Source organism: Aequorivita capsosiphonis DSM 23843 (assembly GCF_000429125.1).
GTDB classification, from domain to species: domain Bacteria; phylum Bacteroidota; class Bacteroidia; order Flavobacteriales; family Flavobacteriaceae; genus Aequorivita; species Aequorivita capsosiphonis.
In genome coordinates this window covers 64,618-85,166 of the sequence record NZ_AUBG01000011.1, presented here as the reverse complement: position 1 = coordinate 85,166, position 20,549 = coordinate 64,618, and the positions used below count along the sequence as shown (strand labels likewise).

The following is a 20,549-nucleotide window of genomic DNA, read 5'->3' as shown; positions in this document are numbered from 1 at the left end:
TTTGCACCATGCAAATACACGTAGTAAAGTCTAAAATTCATAGGGTAAAAGTTACCGGTGCCGATTTAAATTATATCGGTAGTATAACTATTGATGAAGATTTGATGGACGCCGCCAACATTATTCAAGGCGAAAAAGTCCAAATAGTAAACAATAATAACGGCGAGCGCCTTGAAACGTACGCCATCCCTGGTCCGCGAAATAGTGGGGAAATCACACTCAACGGTGCCGCTGCAAGAAGAGTTGCTCCTGGAGATGTGCTTATTCTTATCACCTATGCAATAATGGAGCTGGAAGAAGCAAAAGTCTTTAAACCCGCTTTGGTTTTTCCAGAAGAGGAAACCAATTTACTCCGTTAGCTTGAGCCGTAAGCTTTCAAAGTTTTTACAGATTTCAATTCCATTGGCGTTGGGGGTCTTCCTCATTTGGTATATCTATAACTCCTTTACGCCTCAACAGCTTGCAGAGACCAAAAGATATTTTGCAGATGCAAACTATGGTTTTGTTTTGCTCTCGGTTATCTTGAGTGTTCTCAGTCATCTTTCTCGCGCTTATCGTTGGAGTTTTATGTTGGAGCCGTTGGGATATAAAACCAAACTGGCCAATAATTTTATGGCTATTTCTGTAGCCTATTTAATGAATGTTTTTATTCCGAAGAGCGGCGAAGTATCAAGAGGTATTATTTTAGATAAATATGAAGGCGTGCCTTTCCAAAAGGGATTTGGGACTATAATTTCTGAAAGAATAGTAGACCTAATGTTCCTGCTTTTTTTTACTGCCTTGGCTTTATTTATAGAGTTTGATGTGCTAAAGGATTATGTAATGGATAGCATTCCCACCTTCGTTTTATATGTATTTTTGATAGGAGTGGTTGCAATAATGATATTGATTCCGTTATATATTAGATTTTCAAAGTCTAACATCAATAGGAAACTGAAAAATTTTGTGATGGGTTTAAAAGAGGGGATTTTTAGTATTTTAAAAATGCGAAAAAAGGGCTATTTTCTTTTTCACAGCCTCGTTATTTGGTGGCTTTACTTACTTTCGTTTTATTCAGCACTTCATGCTTTGCTTGATACGGCGAGTATTCCTTTTGGCATCGTTATTATCGCCTTTGTGGTTGGTAGTTTTACTTTTGCTTTCACCAATAGCGGGTTTGGTACTTATCCGGCTGCTATAGCAGGCATATTGACTGTTTTCGGAATTGCGAAAACGGCAGGTGTTGCCTTTGGTTGGATTTTATGGGTTTCGAATATTGCTTCAATTTTACTTATTGGTGTGTTGTCTTTGATATTACTCCCAATTTATAACAGGAAATTGAATGAAACATCAATAATTTGAATTTATTTTTGCTTCAGAAAAATCTGACAAATACAAAATTCATTATCTTCACAGCTTAAATTTTACTCCCAAATGAGAAACCACCTACTTTTCGCAATGAGCATCTTGCTTACTTTTACTTCTTTTTCCCAAACTATTTATAAAAATTTCGACTCAGACAAACTCAGGCAGACTAGAAAGTTGAAAATCCAACTTCCGCGAAACTATGATAAGAATACTGATAAAAAGTATCCTATTGTATTGGTGTTGGATGCCGATTATCTCTTTGAGCCGGTAGCTGGGAATGTTGATTATTTTAGTTATTGGGAAGATATGCCAGAGTCAATAGTAGTTGGTGTGATGCAAGGGAATTCGCGCTATAAAGATTGTGCCTATGATGAAGATACCTTTATGCCTGGTGACCAAGGTGCTGAGTTTTTCGAATTTATTGGACTGGAACTGATTCCTTATATAGATGAACAATACCGTACGGCAAAATTCATTATTGGTGTTGGTCATGATTTTACGGCGAACTTCCTTAATTACTACTTGTTTAAAGATCCGCCTTTAATGAATGGATATATTAATTTGAGCCCAGATTTGGCACCGCTCCTAGATACTAGGCTTGCAGAGCGAATTCCAAACATAAAGAGTAAAACATTCTATTATTTGGCCACAGGGACCGATGATATTGACGGATTAAGAGAATCTGCAGAAAGTTTGAACACCCAATTGGCAGGCCTGAAAAGTGAATCGTTCAGCTATTATTATGACAATTTTGATGGTGCCACTCATTATTCTTTGGGTGCACGTGGTATTCCAAACGCTTTAGAGAAAATATTTTCAGTGTATAGACCTATCAGTAAAAAGGAATTTACCGATGTTTTAATGAAGAAAGATACAAAGATTTATACGTATTTGGTAGATAAATATCAATTGATCAAAGATTTATTTGGCATAGACAACCCTATACGGGTTAATGATTTTATAGCTGCAGGTACAGCTGCTGAGAAGCAAAAACAATGGGAGTCTTTAGAAAATATCGCCAAGCTAGCTCAGAAACAATATCCTGGAAATGTTTTGGGTGATTATTATATGGGGCGTTTTTTTGAAGGAACTGGAGAATCTAAAAAAGCAGTAAGAAGCTATCGTAAGGGCTTTGGTAAAGAAGATTCAGATTTTATAACTGTGGATACTCTTTTGGATGCCGCCGATGTAATTAAAGCAAGAGAAGGAATTTGATATTAAAGTTCCTTTATCGTTTTTCTATAGGTGAACGCCCAATTTATAAGTGAGTTTACGGAATTATTTATTTCCAATTTTCCGAGTATATTGCTTCGGTGTTTTTCTACCGTTCGCGGCGATATGAAAAGTGTTTCGGCAATTTGATTGCTGCTCATTTGTTGGGCCACAAGTTTTAAAATGGTTTTTTCCGAAGGAGTAAGTAGCTTTATTCTTTTGATTTCTTCGGAAACACTTTTAAGCGAAGAGGCTTCAAAAGAAGGGCTAAAACAAATCTCGTCGTTTAATACATTTTTAATACAGTTTTCAATTTCGGAGAAGGAATCTTCCTTTAGTAAATAACCATTAATTTGAAGTGCTTTTGCTTGTGAAATATATTCTGTTTCCTTGTGAAAAGAAAGCACAATAAATTTTGTGGATATACCTTTTTCTTTGGCCATCTTTATTACCTCAAAGCCCGTTAAAACAGGCATATCTATATCTAATAGCGCAATTGTAGGTTGAAGTGTCAAGATGAGTTCTAAAGCTTGCATGCCATTGTTGGCCTCGCCTACAACGTTATAATTGTTTTCTACTAATTCTTCTTTTAAGCCTTTTAATATCATGGGGTGATCGTCGGCTATAACAAGGGATATGTCATTTTTTATAATCATTTAGATTGGGGTAATAAGGGTTACGGTTGTACCTTGGTTTATTTGACTCTTTATATCAATTTTTGAATGTAATATTTTTGATCTTTCCAAAAGTGTCTTCATCCCGAGACTGGCACTTGATTTTATTTTTTCAGAATGCTCAAAACCTTTTCCGTTGTCTGAAATAACAGTTTCAATATTTAGTCCTTTTTTCTCAATATTGATGGAGGCCGATTTAGTTTCGGCGTGCTTCACCATATTGTTTAACACTTCTTGAATAATTCTATACAAATGTAAGGATGCTTCTTTGCTTAACAAAGTGTCTATATTTTCAATTTCGTAAGTAAAGAAAATATTTGTGTTTGCATCCACTTCATCTATCAAGGTTCTTATTGCTGCCGTTACGCCCAATCTTTCAAGGTTTGCTGGATGTAGGCCGCGAGAAATAGTTCGCAGTTCTTCTAAAGTATTTCCTGCTAACGACTCCATTTCAGAATTGCCGATACTCTTGGTTTTTTTGGTAAGCAACATTAGTTTTTGTCCCACACTGTCGTGAAGTTCACGTGCTACACGAGTTCGCTCCTCTTCTTGTGCCTTTATAAGGTTATGCGCGTAAGCTTCATTTCTTTTTTGTTTTGCTTTATTCTTATAATGAATAAAAAGAAGGATACTTGCGGAAATGAATGAAAGCAATGAAAACCAGAATAAGCTAGTTCTCCAAAACGGAAGTTTTATTGTAAAGGAATACTGACTTGGCGTTTCTTGCCAAATAGCATTACCATTGCTGGCTATAAATTCAAAAGTATATTCTCCAGGCGGAAGATAAGAAAATACAACATTTGGGTCTTTTGTAGGTAAAGACCATTCATCTCCGTCACGAAGCCCTTTCATGCGGTATTGATAGTGAACGTTTTCTGGATTTGTAAAGGTGATTGCTTCCATGGAAAAACTTAAGTAATTTTTTTGATAGGGAAGAACAATTCCATTTGCGCTTTTGTATAGACTCTCATCTATGGATTCAGAAAAAAGACGAATATCTGAAAGTTCTAATTTTGGGGGCTGGGTGTTTGGGATATAATCTTTTTCATTAAAAGCTATGATTCCACTAAATGACGATGCCAAGATGGTTTTGTCTTTTGTAATTAGAAGCGAGTTAAAGTCGATGTCATTTTCCAGAAAATTGGCAACTGTATTGTAGTGTTTCTCTGAAATACTATCCTTCGTAAGTAAAAGTTCTAGATTTGTTTTATAAAACATATTCCTACCTGCTAACCATAAATCATTGCCATCCACCTTTAAAGCCCGGAAATTTGTTAACAATGGAAACCGAGACATGTCGAAAATCTGTATTTTAAAATCGTCATCTTCTAGTTTAATGTGATATAGCTTTTTCTCACTTCCAGCAATCACTTCATTTTTATTAATAACATCAATACTTCTAAAGTCGTGATGATCCATATAACTTAAGCCGGGAATCGTATCCATTCTATTTTCTTTAATCTGAAACAATCCAGCTATTTTGCAAAGAATATAGCGATCGCCAATAGGTTTGATGTCAATAGATCGTTTTGATTTTATAAAATAAGTAGAATCTTCAGTCAAGACTTTGATTCTTTTAGTTTCAAAAAGAAATGTTCCTTTCTTATCCTTAAACAATAAATTATATACACCCTGGTCAATAACTTTAGGAGGAGCATCTTTAGAAAACTCCAAGACTTCGGACTCTGTGGATAGTAACAATGTATTTTCAGGCGATACAAAAAGATTTGTTACGGGCTCCTTTTTAGTAAGTTGGCGTATTTCTTTATTTTCATTGATCGTGACGGCTCCATCATCGGTAGCCAATACCCATTCATTGTCCCATTCCGCCAGATCATTTACATTGTTTGATGGCAGTCCCTGTTCCTCGTTGTAAATTTTAAATGAAGTGTCTCTGAATCGAATAATTCCTTCTCCATAGGAAGTCATCCAATGGTTTCCTTCAACGTCTTTTATGGTTCTGTAGATATATTTGCTGGGAAGTCCTTGTTGCTCGTTGTATATTTTTATGTTCCCGGATGTTTTGTTGAAAATGCCAAACCCGTTTCCTTCAAAACTTAGGTAGAATTCATTTTCGTTTTCTTCATAAATATCATAAACACGGTTTTTGTCAAACTCATCTGGATTAAAGTCGTAATAGGTTATGTTTCCATTCACTATTTTGTAAAGACCACCATAAGCACCCACCCAAATATTTTTCTCTTTATCTATTAATATAGAATAGCAGATATTGTTTATACCATCTTTTTCGGTGTAAATATTTTCAAGCTTATACGGATTCAAGGTTAATTTAAAAACACTCTTGCTGAGAGAAGTGATATAAATAGTATTACTGTCATACCACGCAGCAATTTGCAAATCGGAAGAGCCATCTTCCTCGGTATCCTGCATCAATATATTCCATTTGCCATTTTTATAGGAAACTATACTTCTTAAGAAGAAAATGTAAATTGTACCGTCCTCAGCTTCCAAATAACTGTTGACACTACCCATGGAAGAGAAGTCTAGTCCCTGCGGTCTTGTGACCTTTCCATTTTCAATGATGCTCACTCCTTTGCTATGGGAGCCAACCCAGATTCGGCCTCGTGAGTCCTCAAAAAGACTAAAGCTGGCATTGGAAGCCAAGCCGTCGTCAGTTGTATAATTTTTGAATGTTTTACCGTTAAAGCAGCTTATTCCGGCGACTGTAGATATCCAGATTCTGTTTTTGCTGTCTTGAATAATATCGTAGGTCTCGTTGCTCACCAGTCCTTCTTCAACTTTGTATTTCTTGAACTGGTATTGTTGCGCAGTTATAGCCAAGGTACAATTCCAAAGAAAAAAAAGTGCGAGGAATAAGGCTTTCATTTAGTGCTGGTTTCTAGCGTAAATATATTTAATTTAGCGGAACTATTATGGCTAAAACAAAAACCACTTTTTTCTGTCAAAATTGCGGCGCGCAACATTCAAAATGGCAAGGACAATGTTCTTCTTGCAAACAATGGAACACTATTGCCGAAGAAGTCATCCAAAAAGCTGAAAAGATAACTTGGAAAACTAGCGAAAACACTTCGAAAAAGCATGCGCGACCGCTACGTATTTCTGAAATTTCAACCCAAGCCGAAGCGAGGCTAAATACAAAAAACAATGAATTGAACCGTGTGCTCGGTGGTGGCTTGGTTCCAGGCTCATTAACGCTTTTAGGAGGGGAACCAGGAATTGGGAAAAGTACGCTTATGCTTCAAATTGCGCTTCAACTTCCCTATAAAACACTTTATGTTTCTGGTGAAGAAAGTGCGCAGCAGATAAAAATGCGAGCGGAAAGAATTCAGCCAATTTCTGAAAACTGCTACATTTTAACAGAAACAAAAACGCAGAACATCTTTAGAAATATTGAAGAGATTGAGCCGGATATTGTGGTGATCGATTCCATTCAAACCCTGCACACAGATCATATTGAAAGTACTGCCGGGAGTATTTCCCAAATCAGGGAAACTACTGCTGAGCTTATAAAATATGCTAAGGAAACTGCAACCCCAGTTATTTTGATAGGCCATATTACCAAAGATGGAAACATCGCCGGCCCAAAAATCTTGGAACATATGGTGGATACGGTTTTGCAATTTGAAGGGGATAGAAACCATATTTATCGAATATTACGCGCCAACAAAAACCGTTTTGGAAGTACAAATGAACTTGGTATATACGAAATGCAAGGTAGTGGACTTCGCGAAGTTTCAAATCCTTCTGAAATATTAATTTCCAAAAATGAGGAAGACCTTAGCGGTACAGCAATTTCTGCAACTTTAGAGGGAATGCGTCCGCTTATGATTGAAATCCAAGCCTTGGTTAGTAGCGCGGTTTATGGTACGCCACAGCGTAGCGCAACGGGCTATAATGCAAAACGCTTAAATATGATTCTTGCCGTTCTGGAAAAACGAGCAGGTTTTAAATTAGGTGCAAAAGATGTTTTTCTAAATGTAACCGGTGGAATAACCGTTGACGATCCAGCAATTGATTTGGCCGTTGCCGCCGCGGTACTTTCATCAAATATCGACATAGCTATCGACAAGCGTCTTTGTTTTGCCGCTGAGGTTGGACTCGCTGGCGAAGTTAGACCCGTCACTCGTGTGGAGCAGCGCATTTTGGAAGCGGAAAAACTCGGTTTCACTTCTATTGTAATCTCCAAATATTGCAAAATTCCGAAAAATGACTTTCATATAAATATTATTAAAGTTGCAAAAGTACACGATGTGGTGCATCATCTTTTTGGGTAGGAAGCCCCCTAACCCCCAAAGGGGGAACTCATACGTAAAGATTCCTATCCTTTTTTACTTTAGACGGGCGGGGTGGTTTTGGTACAAATTATGTTAAGCGAGTGGTGTTATGAAAAATATCTTCAGGTACTTTATAATACTTATGTTACCCCTGGTTTTTGGTTGTAATGAAGTTCAAAAAGTAGCAGATGTAATTAAAAAACCAACTGCTCGCATAGCTTATGAACGCAACTTTAAAAAGAATGATTCGTTGTTTCTTCTATGGAGAAATGCTTTTAAAAAATCAAAAGAGGATAAGCTTCAAATAACGCTTCCTTATTCTGAAAGTGGATTGTTTTCTGAAGAAAATTTCAACGTTTACAGTTATAATCTGCAATTGAAAGAAGGCGAAAGGTTGATTGTTGGAGTTGAAAAACAACCAGATTCAGCTTTGGTATTTATCGATCTGTTTCAACAGAAAAACGATTCCCTAAAAACATTTAAACTTGTAAAAAGCGCGGAGGATCAAAAATCGTCACTTGCTTTTGAGATAGACAAATCTGCTGTTTACAAGGTTATCATTCAGCCAGAAATGAAAAGGCAGTTTCCTTTCATCTTAAAAATATATTCCGAACCAATGTATCAATTTCCTGTGAGTGGTGGAAACAACAAGAGTGTGCAAAGCTTTTGGGCAGACCCAAGAGGCCACGGTAACCGCTCACACGAAGGCGTTGATATTTTTGCGGAGAGAGGCACACCGGTTGTTGCCGTTTCTAATGGTAGAATCGCCTCAACAGGGGAACGTGGTTTAGGCGGGAAACAGGTTTGGCTAAAGGACGGAATTTTTGGAAAGAGAGTCTATTATGCGCATTTGGACAGTATAGCAGTAACGGCTGGGAAAAGAGTAAAAACAGGTGATACCCTTGGTTTTGTTGGCAATACGGGTAATGCAAAAACTACTCCGCCACATCTTCATTTTGGAATTTATAGAAAAAGAGTTGCCGTAAATCCATATCCGTATATTAAAATGAGCGATATTCAAGAGGTTAACGATACTGTTAGATTTTTAAAAGCTACGGTTTCTAGAAATCGAACCGATTTACGAAATGGTCCGGCAGCTATTTTTAAGCAACTCACTAGCTTAAAGAAAAATGACACTATTCTAGTACTCGGTAAAAACCAAGACTGGTTTCACGTGCAAACCTTAGACAGCTTAAAAGGCTTTGTAAATCAATCGTACTTGAAAGAACTTCCTTCAAATTAACTTTTCTTTAGCCTTCAACAAAAGTCCTAAATGCTATCTTTAGAATTCAATTCTAAAAATACACCTATGTCCATTTTTTCAAAAATCAAACAAACCATTCATTTAATGAAAGATATCGATCTCGATGCCTTGGGAGCCCTTTCAGAAAAAGTAGATCTTTCAGAAGTTATGAAAACCGTTGGGGAGCTCGACGACCGTCAATTGGCTGGTTTGATGAAGATGTTAAAGCATAAAGGTGGAAAAAAAGGACAGCACAAATTACCTCCAATTGATGGCGATTTTTATGATTTGGCTTTAAAATTAAGTCCCGAACAACGTGAACTTCAGATGAAAGTGCGCAATTTTATGGAAGACGAAATAAAGCCAATAGCCAATGAATACTGGAACAAAGCTGAATTTCCTTTTCAAATTATTCCGAAAATGGCAGAATTAAACATCTGCGGATTGACTTATGAAGGTTACGGAACACCTAATGAAAATTATATAATGGAAGGTATAATCGCTATGGAACTCGCCCGTGTAGATGTTTCCATTTCCACCTTTTTTGGAGTGCATAGCGGTTTGGCAATGGGTTCTATTTATATCTGCGGAAGTGAGGAACAAAAACAAGAATGGCTCCCGAAAATGGCCAAAATGGAATTAATAGGTGCTTTTGGCCTTACCGAACCTGATGTGGGATCGGCAGTTGCTGGTGGCTTGGGAACCACGTGTAGACAAGAAGGTGATGAATGGGTTTTAAACGGACAAAAAAAATGGATTGGGAATGCCACTTTTGCAGATGTTGTAATTATTTGGGCACGTAATGAAGCGGACGATCAGGTGAAAGGATTTTTGGTTAGAAAAGGAAATCCAGGTTTTAAAGCTGAAAAGATGGAAAATAAAATGGCACTCCGTACCGTTCAAAATGCGTTGATAACAATGACCGATTGCCGTGTGCCGGAAAGTGATAGGCTTCAAAAATGCGACTCCTTTAAAGATACTGCAAAAGTGTTGAGAATGACCCGCGCCGGCGTAGCTTGGCAAGCTGTGGGTTGTGCTCGCGGAGCTTATGAAGCTGCCCTTAAATATACCAAAAAACGCGAACAATTCGGGAAACCGATTGCTTCATTTCAGTTAGTGCAAAATCATTTGGTGGAAATGGTCTCCAATCTAACGGCAATGCAAACAATGTGTTTCCGTCTTTCCGAATTGCAGGATGAGGGTTTACTGACTGACGAACACGCTTCCTTGGCAAAAGTATTTTGTAGTATGCGAACTCGTGATGTGGTTAGCCAAGCCCGTGAAGTTATGGGCGGTAACGGAATATTACTTGAATATGACGTAGCCCGTTTTGTGGCAGATGCCGAAGCAATCTATAGTTACGAAGGCACCAAGGAAATCAATTCCCTAATAGTGGGAAGAGCGATTACGGGATATAGTGCGTTTGTGTAACTTCCCCCTAACCCCCAAAGGGGGAACTAGACGGAAATTCGAGCACCACCAAAAGCGGACAGTGGTCGCTGTGCATAGCATCTGGTAAAATAACGGCACGTTTTAGATTATCCCTTAAGGGTTCCGAAACCAAATTATAATCTATTCGCCAGCCTTTGTTGTTATTTCGGGAATTAGCGCGATAACTCCACCACGTATAATTATCGGGTTCTTTGTTGAAATGACGGAAGCTATCTATAAATCCGCTTTTCATAAACCCATCGAGCCACTCCCTTTCAACAGGTAAAAAACCTGAAGTATTTTTGAGACGGACTGGATCGTGAATGTCAATGGCTTCGTGACAAATATTATAATCGCCACAAATCACTAAGTTTGGAATTTCTTTTTTCAGGTTGTCAATATACTTTTTAAAATCTGCCATAAATTTAAACTTGTGCTCTAACCGAAGGGTGTTTGTGCCACTTGGCAAATACAAGCTCATTATCGAAACATCGTCAAAATCTAAGCGAATATTTCTTCCTTCGAAATCCATATATTCAATACCGGTTCCGTATTCGATATGATTCGGTTTTGTTTTTGAAAAGATTGCCACTCCGCTATAGCCCTTCTTTTGGGCGCTATACCAATAATGAAACGGATATCCCGCTTTTTCTATTTCTTCAACTTCCACTTGATCAATATTGGCTTTTATTTCCTGAATGCAGATAACATCTGGGTTCGCAGCTTGCAGCCATTCTATAAATCCTTTGCGCATGGCCGCGCGAATTCCGTTTACGTTGTATGAGATTATTTTCATATATCATGCCCGCGAAGGCGGGTATCTTTTTTTGGTAGAATATCTTATATTATAGATCGCAAGTTAAAAATCTTAGATCCTATTGACAACCTATCCAATATAACTTTAAAATTAAAGTTAGTTTTGATGAGATTCCCGCCTTCGCGGGAATGAAATCGTATTTTTACACCAAACATTTCCGAAAAGGTTATCAAAAGATATCCTACAAAATAAAAACCGAAGTGTTTAGTTTTATAGTTGATGAAGTTATACTCTCTTATCCTTTTCTTTTTTGTTGTAGCTGTTGGCTATGCGCAGGATAATACGCTCCATCCGGCGGGTGCAGCTTCAAATTATCGAGAAAAAAGAGTTGCCGTAACCGATACAGTCGTATTAGACAGTGTTAGTATCAATCCCAAAAAGTTCGCTGTCCTTGATAAAGAAGGAAATTCCCAAGATCCGTTTAGCTATAGAATAGACTTTAAAAAAGGGATTATTATTTTTTCCGAAGAATTACAGCAACAGCAAGATTCACTTATCGTTCAATATTTACGTTATCCAGATTTTTTAACGCGTGAGTATTTCGCGCTCGATCCGAAGATTATCGTTGAAAATACGGGGAGGATTGATAAACTTTATTCGCTTGAGGAAAGTACCAATAAAAACACTTTCACCCCTTTTGATGGCTTAAACACTTCAGGAAGCATATCACGCGGAATTACTATAGGAAACAATCAAAACGCAGTTGTTAATTCGGAACTGGATTTGCAAATCACTGGAAAATTAAGCGATAAGGTTTCTATTCGGGCTTCTATTCAAGATGCGAACATTCCTACACAGGAAGGTGGGTATTCACAAAGCTTGAATGAGTTTGATCAAATATTTATTGAACTTTTTGGTGAGAATTGGAACATTCGCGCTGGCGATATTGATTTGCAAAACAACAACAGTTATTTCGGAAGGTTTACTAAAAAAGTACAAGGGATTTCACTTGGTGGAACAGTCACCAATGAAGACGGTTCCAAAATTTCCGCTTTTGCTTCGGGTGCATTGGTACGTGGCGTGTTTTCAAAAAGTGAATTTTTAGGGCAAGAAGGAAATCAAGGACCTTATAAATTGGTTGGCCCCAATGGTGAACTTTATATTTTGGTGGTTTCCGGAAGTGAAAAGGTTTATGTAAACGGGCTACTTTTAAAGCGCGGCGAAAATGAAGACTATGTAATTGATTATAATGCGGGTGAAATAAAATTCAACCCAACCTATCCCATAACGAGCAATATGCGTATTTCCGTGGAATATCAATATACCGATAGAAGTTATACGCGTTTCATTGGCTATGGCGGTGGAAATTATTCTAGTGATAATTTGGATTTGGGCGTATATGTGTATTCTGAAAACGATGCAAAAAACCAACCGCTTCAGCAAAATCTTTCTGAAGAACAAGTCGCTATTTTAAAAGCTGCTGGTGATGATCCAGATTTAATGACCGCTCCTTCGGCGGTTCCCGATACTTATTCTGAGAATAAGATTTTGTATAAAAAGGAAATTATAGGTGGGATTGAAGCTTTTGTTTTTTCAAGTAATCCTGAAGACGAACTTTTTAGTGTTCGTTTTACACTTGTTGGCAATAACAACGGAAATTATGTGATAGGAGATAATAACACGATCAGTCGGATTTTTGAATATGTGGCACCTATTAATGGGGTGCAACAAGGGAATTATGAACCCGTAATTAGATTGAATGCCCCAATAAAACTACAAGTTGGAGGTCTGAATGGGAGTTTTCATCCTTCAGAAAAAACACAAATCGATTTTGAAGTTGCTGGAAGTAAAAACGACCTCAATCTCTTTAGTGATATTGACAATGACAATAATGACGGTTTCGCCGGAAGATTAGCTTTTAAGCAACGTGTTCTAACCACGGAAGATACATTAAAGGTAGAAGCATTTGGATCTCTAGATTTTGTGCAGAAGAATTTTAAAACTATTGAGCGCCTTTACAACGTTGAGTTTAACCGTGATTGGAACCTCATTAATCCAATGGGAAATCAAAGTTTTATAATTTCTGGAGTTGAGGTTTCCCATCCTAAAATCGGTGGCGGACGTTATGAATTTCAAAACTTGAATTATTCTGAAAATTTCAACGGAACCCGAAATGTAATCGCTTCGGAAATAAATTTGAAAAAGTTGAAATTTAGAACTTATGCAAGTTTTCTGGATAGTAAGGCAGATACTATTTCTTCTAAATTTTTCAGAATAAATAACACCACCACATATTCTTTTGATAAAGCTTGGGTAGGGGGAAAGGTCGCGATAGAAAATAATCAAATAAGAGATGTTTCTAAGGATAGTATTTCGCCTGTAAGTCAAAAATTCAGTGCGTTTGAAATTTTTACAGGTGTTGGCGATAGCACCAAAGTTTTTGTGGAAGCCGGCTATCAATTTCGGGTGAATGATAGTGTTCGGAATAATCTGCTTCAAAAAGTGAACTCCTCAAACACTTTTTATTTAAAGTCGAAACTTATAAATACGGAAAACACGCAGCTTTCGGCCTTTGCGAACTACAGAACATTGAAGTATGAGCCAAGGTCTGAGAGCGGGTTTTATCCAAATAATTCCCCTGATAATTTGGCGGACAAACGTAAAATTGAACGTTCCTTAAATTCCCGGATAATCTATAACCAAGCCTTGTTTGATGGAGGAATTCGTTGGAATACGGCCTTGGAATCTAATAATGGAGTGATTCCTCAGCAAGAGTTTACGTATGTGAAAACCGAACCTGGACAGGGCGTTTATACGTGGATTGACTATAACAACAACGGAATTCAGGAGTTGGAAGAGTTTGAGGTTGCCCAATTTCAGGATATGGCAGAATATATTCGCATATTGCTTCCTAACCAGATATTTTTAAAGATTAGACAAAATAAATTCAGTCAAATTCTCACTTTGAATCCGCAAAAATGGTCTGATAAAGAAGGATTTAAGAAGTTGCTGTCCCATTTCTACAATCAAACTTCCTATGTTTTGGATAGGAAAGTAAAGCGAAAAAACGATGGTTTTAATATAAATCCTTTTCAAGACGGCGGAGATGATCAGTTGGGATTAACGCTAAATTTTAGAAATGCTTTGTTTTTTAATCGAGGCAAGCAGCGTTTTACAACGAGTTATACTTTTATTTCCACATCCAGCGATAACTTGCTCGCAGTGGGTTTACAACGAAATGAGTTGAAAAGCCATCAATTGAATTTCAATCATAAGTTTCAGGAAAGTTGGTTGTTAAATTTTAAGGGAGCTACCGGAAGTACGGAAAGTGTTTCGGAAAGTTTTGCGAGTAGAAATTATCTCCTAGATTCTTATGAACTAAATCCAAAGATTTCGTATTTACTTAATCAAAGTACGCGTTTTGATTTTTTCTATGAATTTGCAAACCAAGATAATCAACTTGGAAATATGGAAAAACTAAACCAGCAAACCCTTGGATTTTCTTTTGCTTACACCAATGCCGAAAAGATTTCGATGAGCGGCGAGTTCAATTATATCGATAATAAATTTGAAGGAAATCCTTTTTCACCTGTGGCATATCAAATGTTGGAAGGATTACAGCCGGGAACCAATTTTACGTGGCGAGCACTTTTTCAAAAACGAATAACAAAATATTTAGACGCCAATATCTCCTATTTCGGAAGAAAGAGCGAAACAACCAAAACGGTACATACAGGAAGCGTTCAGTTGCGAGCGTATTTCTAGAAATAAAATCCAAATCTTAAAAGAGCTGTTGCACTTTTTCGTATCTTCATAACTCATTCAAAACCTTAAATTATGCTTTTAAAGTCAGGACTCTTAATTTTTTCTGCGATCATTTTTTCTTGCGGAACCATCCAAAATTCGTCAAAAACTATGGAAACTAATAAAGATGCAGAAATAGAAGCTCAAAAAGCGGAAGGTGAGAAAATGATGGCCGCAGGTTATTTACCGGGAAGAATCGTTTATTCAGATCTTGCTGACGATTGTGAATATACCATTCAGTTAAAAGATGGGGAAAAGGATTTCTATTATGTAGATCCTATAAATTTAGATCAAAAGTTTTCAACGGATGAGAAAACAATATGGGTAAAACTCACTTGGCTAAGAAGAATGAATAGATGTGAAAAAGCTGCCCCAGTGGAAATCACCGAAATAAAAGATAGAGCAGAATAAGGTACATTGTCCATCTGTTTTAAGGCATAAAAAAAGAAGGATAAATTAATATCCTCCTTTTTGGAAAAATAGAATTAACCACTTAAAAAAATTATTTGGAAAGCCAGTTTTTATATGAAATGGTTTCCTTCATTTTCTCTGAGATTTCTTCAATAGAAATCCGTTCTTGTTCCATAGTGTCTCTATAACGTATAGTTACTGTGTTGTCTTCTATGGTTTGATGGTCCACCGTAATGCAGAAAGGTGTTCCCGCGGCATCTTGGCGTCTGTAACGTCTTCCTACGGCGTCCTTTTCGTCATAAACAACATTGTAATCCCATTTGAGGTCATCAATAATTTTATGTGCTATTTCTGGAAGGCTGTCTTTTTTAACTAAAGGTAAAACGGCTGCTTTCACAGGAGCTAGAATAGCAGGTAATTTTAAAACCGTACGTACGCTTCCGTCTTCTAAAGTTTCATCTTGAAGCGAATTGCTCATCACGGCAAGGAACATTCTGTCTAACCCAATGGAAGTTTCAACCACATAAGGGACATAGCTTTCGTTCAATTCGTGATCAAAAAATTGTAGTTTTTTTCCGGAAAATTTTTCGTGTGCTTTTAAATCGAAATCGGTTCGAGAGTGGATTCCTTCCAATTCTTTAAAACCGAATGGATAATCGAATTCAATATCTGTAGCTGCATTGGCATAATGCGCCATTTTTTCGTGATCGTGGAAACGGTAGTTTTCTTCACCCATTCCCAAGGAAAGGTGCCATTTTAAGCGGGTTTCCTTCCAGTATTCATACCATTTTAATTCTTCGCCAGGACGAACAAAAAATTGCATTTCCATTTGTTCAAACTCCCGCATACGGAAGATAAACTGTCGTGCAACTATTTCGTTTCTAAAAGCTTTTCCAGTTTGTGCAATTCCGAAAGGAACTTTCATTCTTCCACTTTTCTGAATGTTTAGGAAGTTTACAAAAATACCTTGCGCAGTTTCTGGACGAAGGTAAAGGTCCATGGCACTTTCTGCAGAGGCGCCCAATTTAGTTCCAAACATCAAGTTAAACTGACGTACATCGGTCCAGTTTTTTGAACCCGTATCTGGATCTGCAATCTCCAACTCTTCAATTAAAGCTTTAACATCTGCTAAATCTTCTTTTTCTAAGGAGCGTCCCATCCGTTCCAAAATGGAGCGTTGTTCTTCAAGATATCTTACAACGCGTGGATTGGTAGTTATAAATTCTTGCTCATCAAAACTATCACCAAAACGCTTCTTGGCCTTGGCAATTTCCTTTTGGGCTTTTTGATAAATTTTTTCGGCATAATCCTCAATCAACACATCTGCGCGATAGCGTTTTTTGGAATCTTTGTTGTCTATCAACGGATCGTTAAAAGCATCAACGTGGCCAGAGGCTTTCCAAGTGGTGGGATGCATCAATATGGAGGAATCTATCCCCACAATATTTTGGTGCATATATACCATACTTCTCCACCAATATTCACGAATGTTTTTCTTTAGTTCAACACCATTTTGAGCATAGTCGTAAACAGCGCTTAGCCCGTCATAAATCTCACTTGATGCAAAAATATAACCGTACTCCCTTGCATGGGAGACTACTTTCTTAAATTGATCTTCGTTGTTTGCCATGTCGCAAAAATAGGAAAGTCCCCCCAACTCCCAAAGCCAGAATGACAAATAAACTTAAAAAACCCTCAAAAACCAATTTAGGCTTTTGAGGGTTTTTAGTTTCAGATTTTTAAACACCAACTATTTATAGCTGATGGTTTAAAAATCTGTTATTTCAATTCCATGGTAGTTGTACCAATTTGGTTTTCCCCATCAAAAAGATTGATGGTATATTTTCCTTCCACAAGGTCTATCTCTAAAGCATTGACAAGAATACAAACATCCAACTCATTGCCTTCATAAAAAACATTCGTTGAGGCGCTGTAATTAAGGTTTGTATCTTCAAATTGCTTTACAGTATTATCGCCCATCATCTTATCTTTTGGGTTGATAACTTGAAGATATAAAAGTCTATCTCCTTTTCTAGCAATTGAATTAGGTGCTAAGGTAAAGCAAGCCCTTATTTTATCGGCTCTACTTGATCTTCTGGTGTCAACTACTTTTCCACTATTCCTAATGATAACGGCTTCTCCACGAAGATCTGTAGCTTTTACAATGGAGCCTTCCTTAATTCGTTCATTCATAGCCATATTTTCTTGGCTAACTGAATCTACAACCATGCGGGAGTTTTCCAGTTCGGTTGAGGTGCTATCACGTTCCATAGCAAGCCTTTTATTTGCTGCTATTAAACTATCTGCACGTTTGAAGAGCATGGAGCGTTCTTGTTTTAACCTGCCCACTTCAGATTTATACCTTTCAATTAAACCTACATTGGCTTTCATATCTTTAACTGAATCTAAAAGAACGGTAATTCGCTCACGAGCCGAAAGTAGGTCTTTATCCTTTAATTCATTGTCTTTTATTACTTCGTCATAGTTTGCGATTAAACCTTCTAATTCTTGCTCAATGTCGGCTTTTTGCATCTCAAGATTTGAAACCGTATTTTTACTATCATTAAACAATGTAACTGTGTATACCGCCAAGGCGATCAGCAATACAGAAAGAACCCCAATAAGGATCTTAAATTTGCCGCTGTTATTTTCGTTTTCAGTATTCATTATTAAAAAGTTAAGTTAGTTGGTAAAAGTAGGCAGGTATTTCTTTAACAAACGTTTATAAAATGGTAAAAATTCTTAAAATATGTTAAATCTTCTCTTTCCTAAGGTTTGTGTAGGTTGTAAAGCGCTGCTTGTCAAAGGAGAGGATGTTCTTTGTATGGACTGTATCCACTCACTTCCGATGGCTGCATTTCACAAAACAGGGAGTGAAATGTTAAAGGATAAGTTTTATGGAAGGTTTTTAGTAGAAAATGCAACCGCTTTGGTCCAGTTTCAAAAAAGAGGACTGACCCAAGAATTGTTGCACAGTTTAAAATATCGAGGAAGAAAGGAAGTTAGTTCTTTCTTCGGAAAATGGCTGGGAGCTGAACTGGCAGAATTGGAATCCTATAAAAATATAGAAATGATAATTCCAGTGCCTTTGCACAAACAGAAATTGAAAAAACGCGGATTTAATCAAGTGGAAGGCTTTGGAAAAGAATTGGCTTTGGCCTTGAAGGTACCTTATCGCGATGATATCTTGATAAAGATATCTAAGTCGGGCTCACAGGCCTTTAAAACACGAATTCTTCGTTTTGAGACTGAGGAAGTCTTTTCAATTCAGAATTTGGATGAAATTAAAAATAAACACCTTCTATTGGTGGATGATATAATTACCACCGGCGCCACCTTGGAAAAATGTGCGCTGCAATTGCTGAAAGCAGAAAATGTGAAAATAAGTATAGCAACAATTGCAACAACCTAAAAAGTTATTGCTTATCGTTAATGCTTATTTGTTTAATTTTGGAGAATCTTAAAGAAACTATCCAATTAATTTTTTATAAAACATAGCTAAGTCCTCATCTTGAAACATCGCCTCCTTTATATACCCATTGCATTATTGTTTATGCTTTCTTTTGTGGATTGCGCAAAGAAGGGAACGCCATCTGGTGGCCCACGAGATAGCATTCCACCAATTATTGTGAGGAGTAGCCCCGAAAACTTTAGCACCAATTTTACCGGAAACGAAATAGAAATTCGCTTTGACGAATATATAAAGCTAAAAAACCTTACCAAGGAGTTGATTATTTCGCCTCCTATGAAATATGCTCCAACTATAACACCGCTCAGCACTTCTAAATCGCTGAAAATAAAAATATTGGATACCTTAAAACCTAATACCACGTATTCTTTTAACTTCGGAAACAGTATCGTGGACAATAATGAGGAAAATCCATTCGAGTATTTCAAATATATTTTCTCCACGGGAAGTTATATTGACAGTTTAAAAGTTTCGGGAAGGGTAAGTGATGTGCAACTTGTTACTCCAGAAATTCCAACGGCAGTAATGCTTTATGAAGTGAATGAGGATTTTCAGGATTCTTTGGTTTATTCTGAAAAACCCACTTATCTGACTGTTACAAAAGACTCTACAGGTACGTTTGAACTCACGAACTTAAAGGAAGGTAACTATTTAATGATTGCCTTGAAGGAGAAAGATAACGATTATACTTTTCAACCACAGAATGACAAAATCGGATTTGTAAACGACCTTGTTTCTATCCCCACTGATACCACATATTCAATTACCCTTTTTAAGGAAATGCCCGATTATAGATTGGCACGTCCAAGTCTTGTTGGCAAAAATCAGATTCTCTTTGGTTACAGTGGTCGCGCCGATAGCATGGATATTGAAGTTCTTTCTGAGGTTCCCAATGAATATTCCTCTACATTTTTTAAGGATGAAAAAAAAGATACTCTCCACTATTGGTTTAAACCTTCGATAGAAACTGATTCCCTTATTTTTAAAGTTTCGAATGGAAATAGAATTGATACGGCCTTGGTGCGGATGCGTGAGTTTTACAATGATTCGCTGAATATTTCAGCAATAAAAACAGGAACAATAAAACTGAAAGACACCTTTAAGTTGCGTGCAAATATTCCTCTGGTTTCCTTTGATCCCGAAAAATTCCAGATAATGGCTAAGGATTCCTCACTGGTTGAGCCATTTATAAAGTTGAACAAAGAATATAATTGGGTAGAGCTGTTTTTTCCAAAGGAAGAAGATCAAAGCTATAATGTGCAGCTCTTTCCTGGTGCTCTGACCGATTTTTTCGAGAAAACGAATGACACCCTTTATTTTAATCTAAGCACGCGGCTAAATTCTGACTATGGAACATTGGGTTTAACTTTGGAAAATGTAGATCACTTTCCAATTATAGTGCAAATACTCGATAGTAAATACAATGTTGTAGCCGAAGACTACCTTACGGAAAACAAAGATTTATATTTTGATGAACTGACACCCGATAAATATTACCTTCGAATAATTTATGATGACAACCATAATGGAATGTGGGATACAGGTAGTTTCTTAAACAGAATGCAGCCTGAAAAAATTATCTATTATCCTTCACAAATCGAGGTTCGGGCCAATTGGAGTTTAAATGAGATTTTTAGGTTAAAATAACGCAATCCTGAATGTTGAAATCTGAAGTCAACTGCGCTTTTAAGTTTCAAGATGTTTTAAAACTTTATTAGTTTTAAAATTGATTATCTTTGGTAAGAAACCTTTCAGGAATAGTGAAATATGTTTTCTCAAATCATTCCATGCTGCAAATAGAAATACGTTCTATTTCAATGGAGATAATGCATTTGGTAATTACAGATCCAGATAAAATAATTGAAGAAAATGATGATTAAGTAATACATCAGAAAGTTGTAGGTGCATATATGTATCGGGTTTTTATTTCAAAAAGTACAGATCC

The 20,549-nt window shown here is 37.0% G+C and carries 16 protein-coding genes; 11 read left to right on the top strand and 5 right to left on the bottom strand.

From position 1 onward, the window contains the following. Positions 1-8 precede the first annotated feature (8 nt). From panD to G440_RS0109500, 3 genes are all read left to right on the top strand, one after another. Positions 9-359, top strand: a complete 351-nt coding sequence (gene panD / locus G440_RS0109510) for an aspartate 1-decarboxylase (RefSeq protein ID WP_026451095.1) — start codon at positions 9-11, stop codon at positions 357-359. Between the two features lies 1 nt (position 360). Next, positions 361-1,341, top strand: coding sequence for a lysylphosphatidylglycerol synthase transmembrane domain-containing protein (locus G440_RS0109505; protein ID WP_026451094.1), 981 nt, complete (start codon positions 361-363; stop codon positions 1,339-1,341). A gap of 72 nt (positions 1,342-1,413) precedes the next feature. After that, positions 1,414-2,562 (top strand): alpha/beta hydrolase, encoded by a 1,149-nt coding sequence (locus G440_RS0109500; RefSeq protein ID WP_026451093.1) that lies wholly within the window; start codon positions 1,414-1,416, stop codon positions 2,560-2,562. A gap of 2 nt (positions 2,563-2,564) precedes the next feature. Here the strand turns inward: G440_RS0109500 and G440_RS0109495 are convergent, their stop codons facing one another. Then, positions 2,565-3,215: a response regulator gene (locus G440_RS0109495; RefSeq protein ID WP_026451092.1), complete on the bottom strand. Its 651-nt coding sequence runs from the start codon at positions 3,213-3,215 to the stop codon at positions 2,565-2,567. Next, a complete protein-coding gene (locus G440_RS0109490; protein ID WP_026451091.1) occupies positions 3,216-6,080 on the bottom strand; it encodes a sensor histidine kinase in 2,865 nt (954 codons plus the stop codon). A 47-nt stretch (positions 6,081-6,127) separates the two neighbouring features. On the opposite strand from G440_RS0109490, the gene radA reads away from it, so the two are divergent. The 3 genes from radA (at position 6,128) to G440_RS0109475 (ending at position 10,163) form a co-directional block, all read left to right on the top strand. After that, positions 6,128-7,489 (top strand): DNA repair protein RadA, encoded by a 1,362-nt coding sequence (radA, locus tag G440_RS0109485; RefSeq protein WP_026451090.1) that lies wholly within the window; start codon positions 6,128-6,130, stop codon positions 7,487-7,489. Positions 7,490-7,598: 109 nt separating this feature from the next. Beyond that, positions 7,599-8,732: a M23 family metallopeptidase gene (locus G440_RS0109480; protein ID WP_026451089.1), complete on the top strand. Its 1,134-nt coding sequence runs from the start codon at positions 7,599-7,601 to the stop codon at positions 8,730-8,732. Positions 8,733-8,798: 66 nt separating this feature from the next. Next, positions 8,799-10,163 carry an acyl-CoA dehydrogenase family protein gene (locus G440_RS0109475; protein ID WP_026451088.1) on the top strand — a complete coding sequence of 455 codons (1,365 nt, stop codon included), beginning with the start codon at positions 8,799-8,801 and terminating at the stop codon, positions 10,161-10,163. Positions 10,164-10,170: 7 nt separating this feature from the next. Here G440_RS0109475 and G440_RS0109470 read toward each other — a convergent pair whose 3' ends face one another. Next, entirely contained in the window at positions 10,171-10,959 is a 789-nt protein-coding gene (locus tag G440_RS0109470) for an exodeoxyribonuclease III (protein ID WP_026451087.1), read from the bottom strand. Positions 10,960-11,199: 240 nt separating this feature from the next. Between G440_RS0109470 and G440_RS0109465 the strand changes: the two genes are divergently transcribed. After that, positions 11,200-14,685, top strand: a complete 3,486-nt coding sequence (locus G440_RS0109465; RefSeq protein ID WP_026451086.1) for a hypothetical protein — start codon at positions 11,200-11,202, stop codon at positions 14,683-14,685. Positions 14,686-14,835: 150 nt separating this feature from the next. Beyond that, entirely contained in the window at positions 14,836-15,135 is a 300-nt protein-coding gene (locus tag G440_RS0109460) for a hypothetical protein (protein WP_157417915.1), read from the top strand. Positions 15,136-15,226: 91 nt separating this feature from the next. Here G440_RS0109460 and G440_RS0109455 read toward each other — a convergent pair whose 3' ends face one another. Together G440_RS0109455 and G440_RS0109450 are read right to left on the bottom strand one after the other, a co-directional pair. After that, a complete protein-coding gene (locus tag G440_RS0109455) occupies positions 15,227-16,765 on the bottom strand; it encodes a glycine--tRNA ligase (protein ID WP_026451084.1) in 1,539 nt (512 codons plus the stop codon). Positions 16,766-16,914: 149 nt separating this feature from the next. After that, a complete protein-coding gene (locus G440_RS0109450) occupies positions 16,915-17,802 on the bottom strand; it encodes a hypothetical protein (protein WP_026451083.1) in 888 nt (295 codons plus the stop codon). Positions 17,803-17,884: 82 nt separating this feature from the next. Here G440_RS0109450 and G440_RS0109445 point away from each other — a divergent pair, with 82 nt between their 5' ends. The 3 genes from G440_RS0109445 to G440_RS21205 all read left to right on the top strand — a co-directional run bounded on the left by G440_RS0109445 (position 17,885) and on the right by G440_RS21205 (position 20,484). Next, positions 17,885-18,547, top strand: coding sequence for a ComF family protein (locus tag G440_RS0109445; protein WP_026451082.1), 663 nt, complete (start codon positions 17,885-17,887; stop codon positions 18,545-18,547). Between the two features lie 99 nt (positions 18,548-18,646). Next, positions 18,647-20,251, top strand: a complete 1,605-nt coding sequence (locus tag G440_RS0109440; RefSeq protein ID WP_026451081.1) for an Ig-like domain-containing domain — start codon at positions 18,647-18,649, stop codon at positions 20,249-20,251. Positions 20,252-20,340: 89 nt separating this feature from the next. Then, positions 20,341-20,484, top strand: coding sequence for a hypothetical protein (locus G440_RS21205; protein ID WP_157417913.1), 144 nt, complete (start codon positions 20,341-20,343; stop codon positions 20,482-20,484). Positions 20,485-20,549: the final 65 nt, after the last annotated feature.

Bases quoted from the DNA above. Each gene is read 5' to 3' on its own strand.
- panD (WP_026451095.1), top strand. From the start codon at position 9: ATGCAAATACACGTAGTAAAGTCTAAAATTCATAGGGTAAAAGTTACC.
- G440_RS0109500 (WP_026451093.1), top strand. From the start codon at position 1,414: ATGAGAAACCACCTACTTTTCGCAATGAGCATCTTGCTTACTTTTACT.
- G440_RS0109495 (WP_026451092.1), bottom strand. From the start codon at position 3,215: ATGATTATAAAAAATGACATATCCCTTGTTATAGCCGACGATCACCCC.
- G440_RS0109490 (WP_026451091.1), bottom strand. From the start codon at position 6,080: ATGAAAGCCTTATTCCTCGCACTTTTTTTTCTTTGGAATTGTACCTTG.
- radA (WP_026451090.1), top strand. From the start codon at position 6,128: ATGGCTAAAACAAAAACCACTTTTTTCTGTCAAAATTGCGGCGCGCAA.
- G440_RS0109480 (WP_026451089.1), top strand. From the start codon at position 7,599: ATGAAAAATATCTTCAGGTACTTTATAATACTTATGTTACCCCTGGTT.
- G440_RS0109475 (WP_026451088.1), top strand. From the start codon at position 8,799: ATGTCCATTTTTTCAAAAATCAAACAAACCATTCATTTAATGAAAGAT.
- G440_RS0109470 (WP_026451087.1), bottom strand. From the start codon at position 10,959: ATGAAAATAATCTCATACAACGTAAACGGAATTCGCGCGGCCATGCGC.
- G440_RS0109465 (WP_026451086.1), top strand. From the start codon at position 11,200: ATGAAGTTATACTCTCTTATCCTTTTCTTTTTTGTTGTAGCTGTTGGC.
- G440_RS0109460 (WP_157417915.1), top strand. From the start codon at position 14,836: ATGGAAACTAATAAAGATGCAGAAATAGAAGCTCAAAAAGCGGAAGGT.
- G440_RS0109455 (WP_026451084.1), bottom strand. From the start codon at position 16,765: ATGGCAAACAACGAAGATCAATTTAAGAAAGTAGTCTCCCATGCAAGG.
- G440_RS0109450 (WP_026451083.1), bottom strand. From the start codon at position 17,802: ATGAATACTGAAAACGAAAATAACAGCGGCAAATTTAAGATCCTTATT.
- G440_RS0109445 (WP_026451082.1), top strand. From the start codon at position 17,885: ATGTTAAATCTTCTCTTTCCTAAGGTTTGTGTAGGTTGTAAAGCGCTG.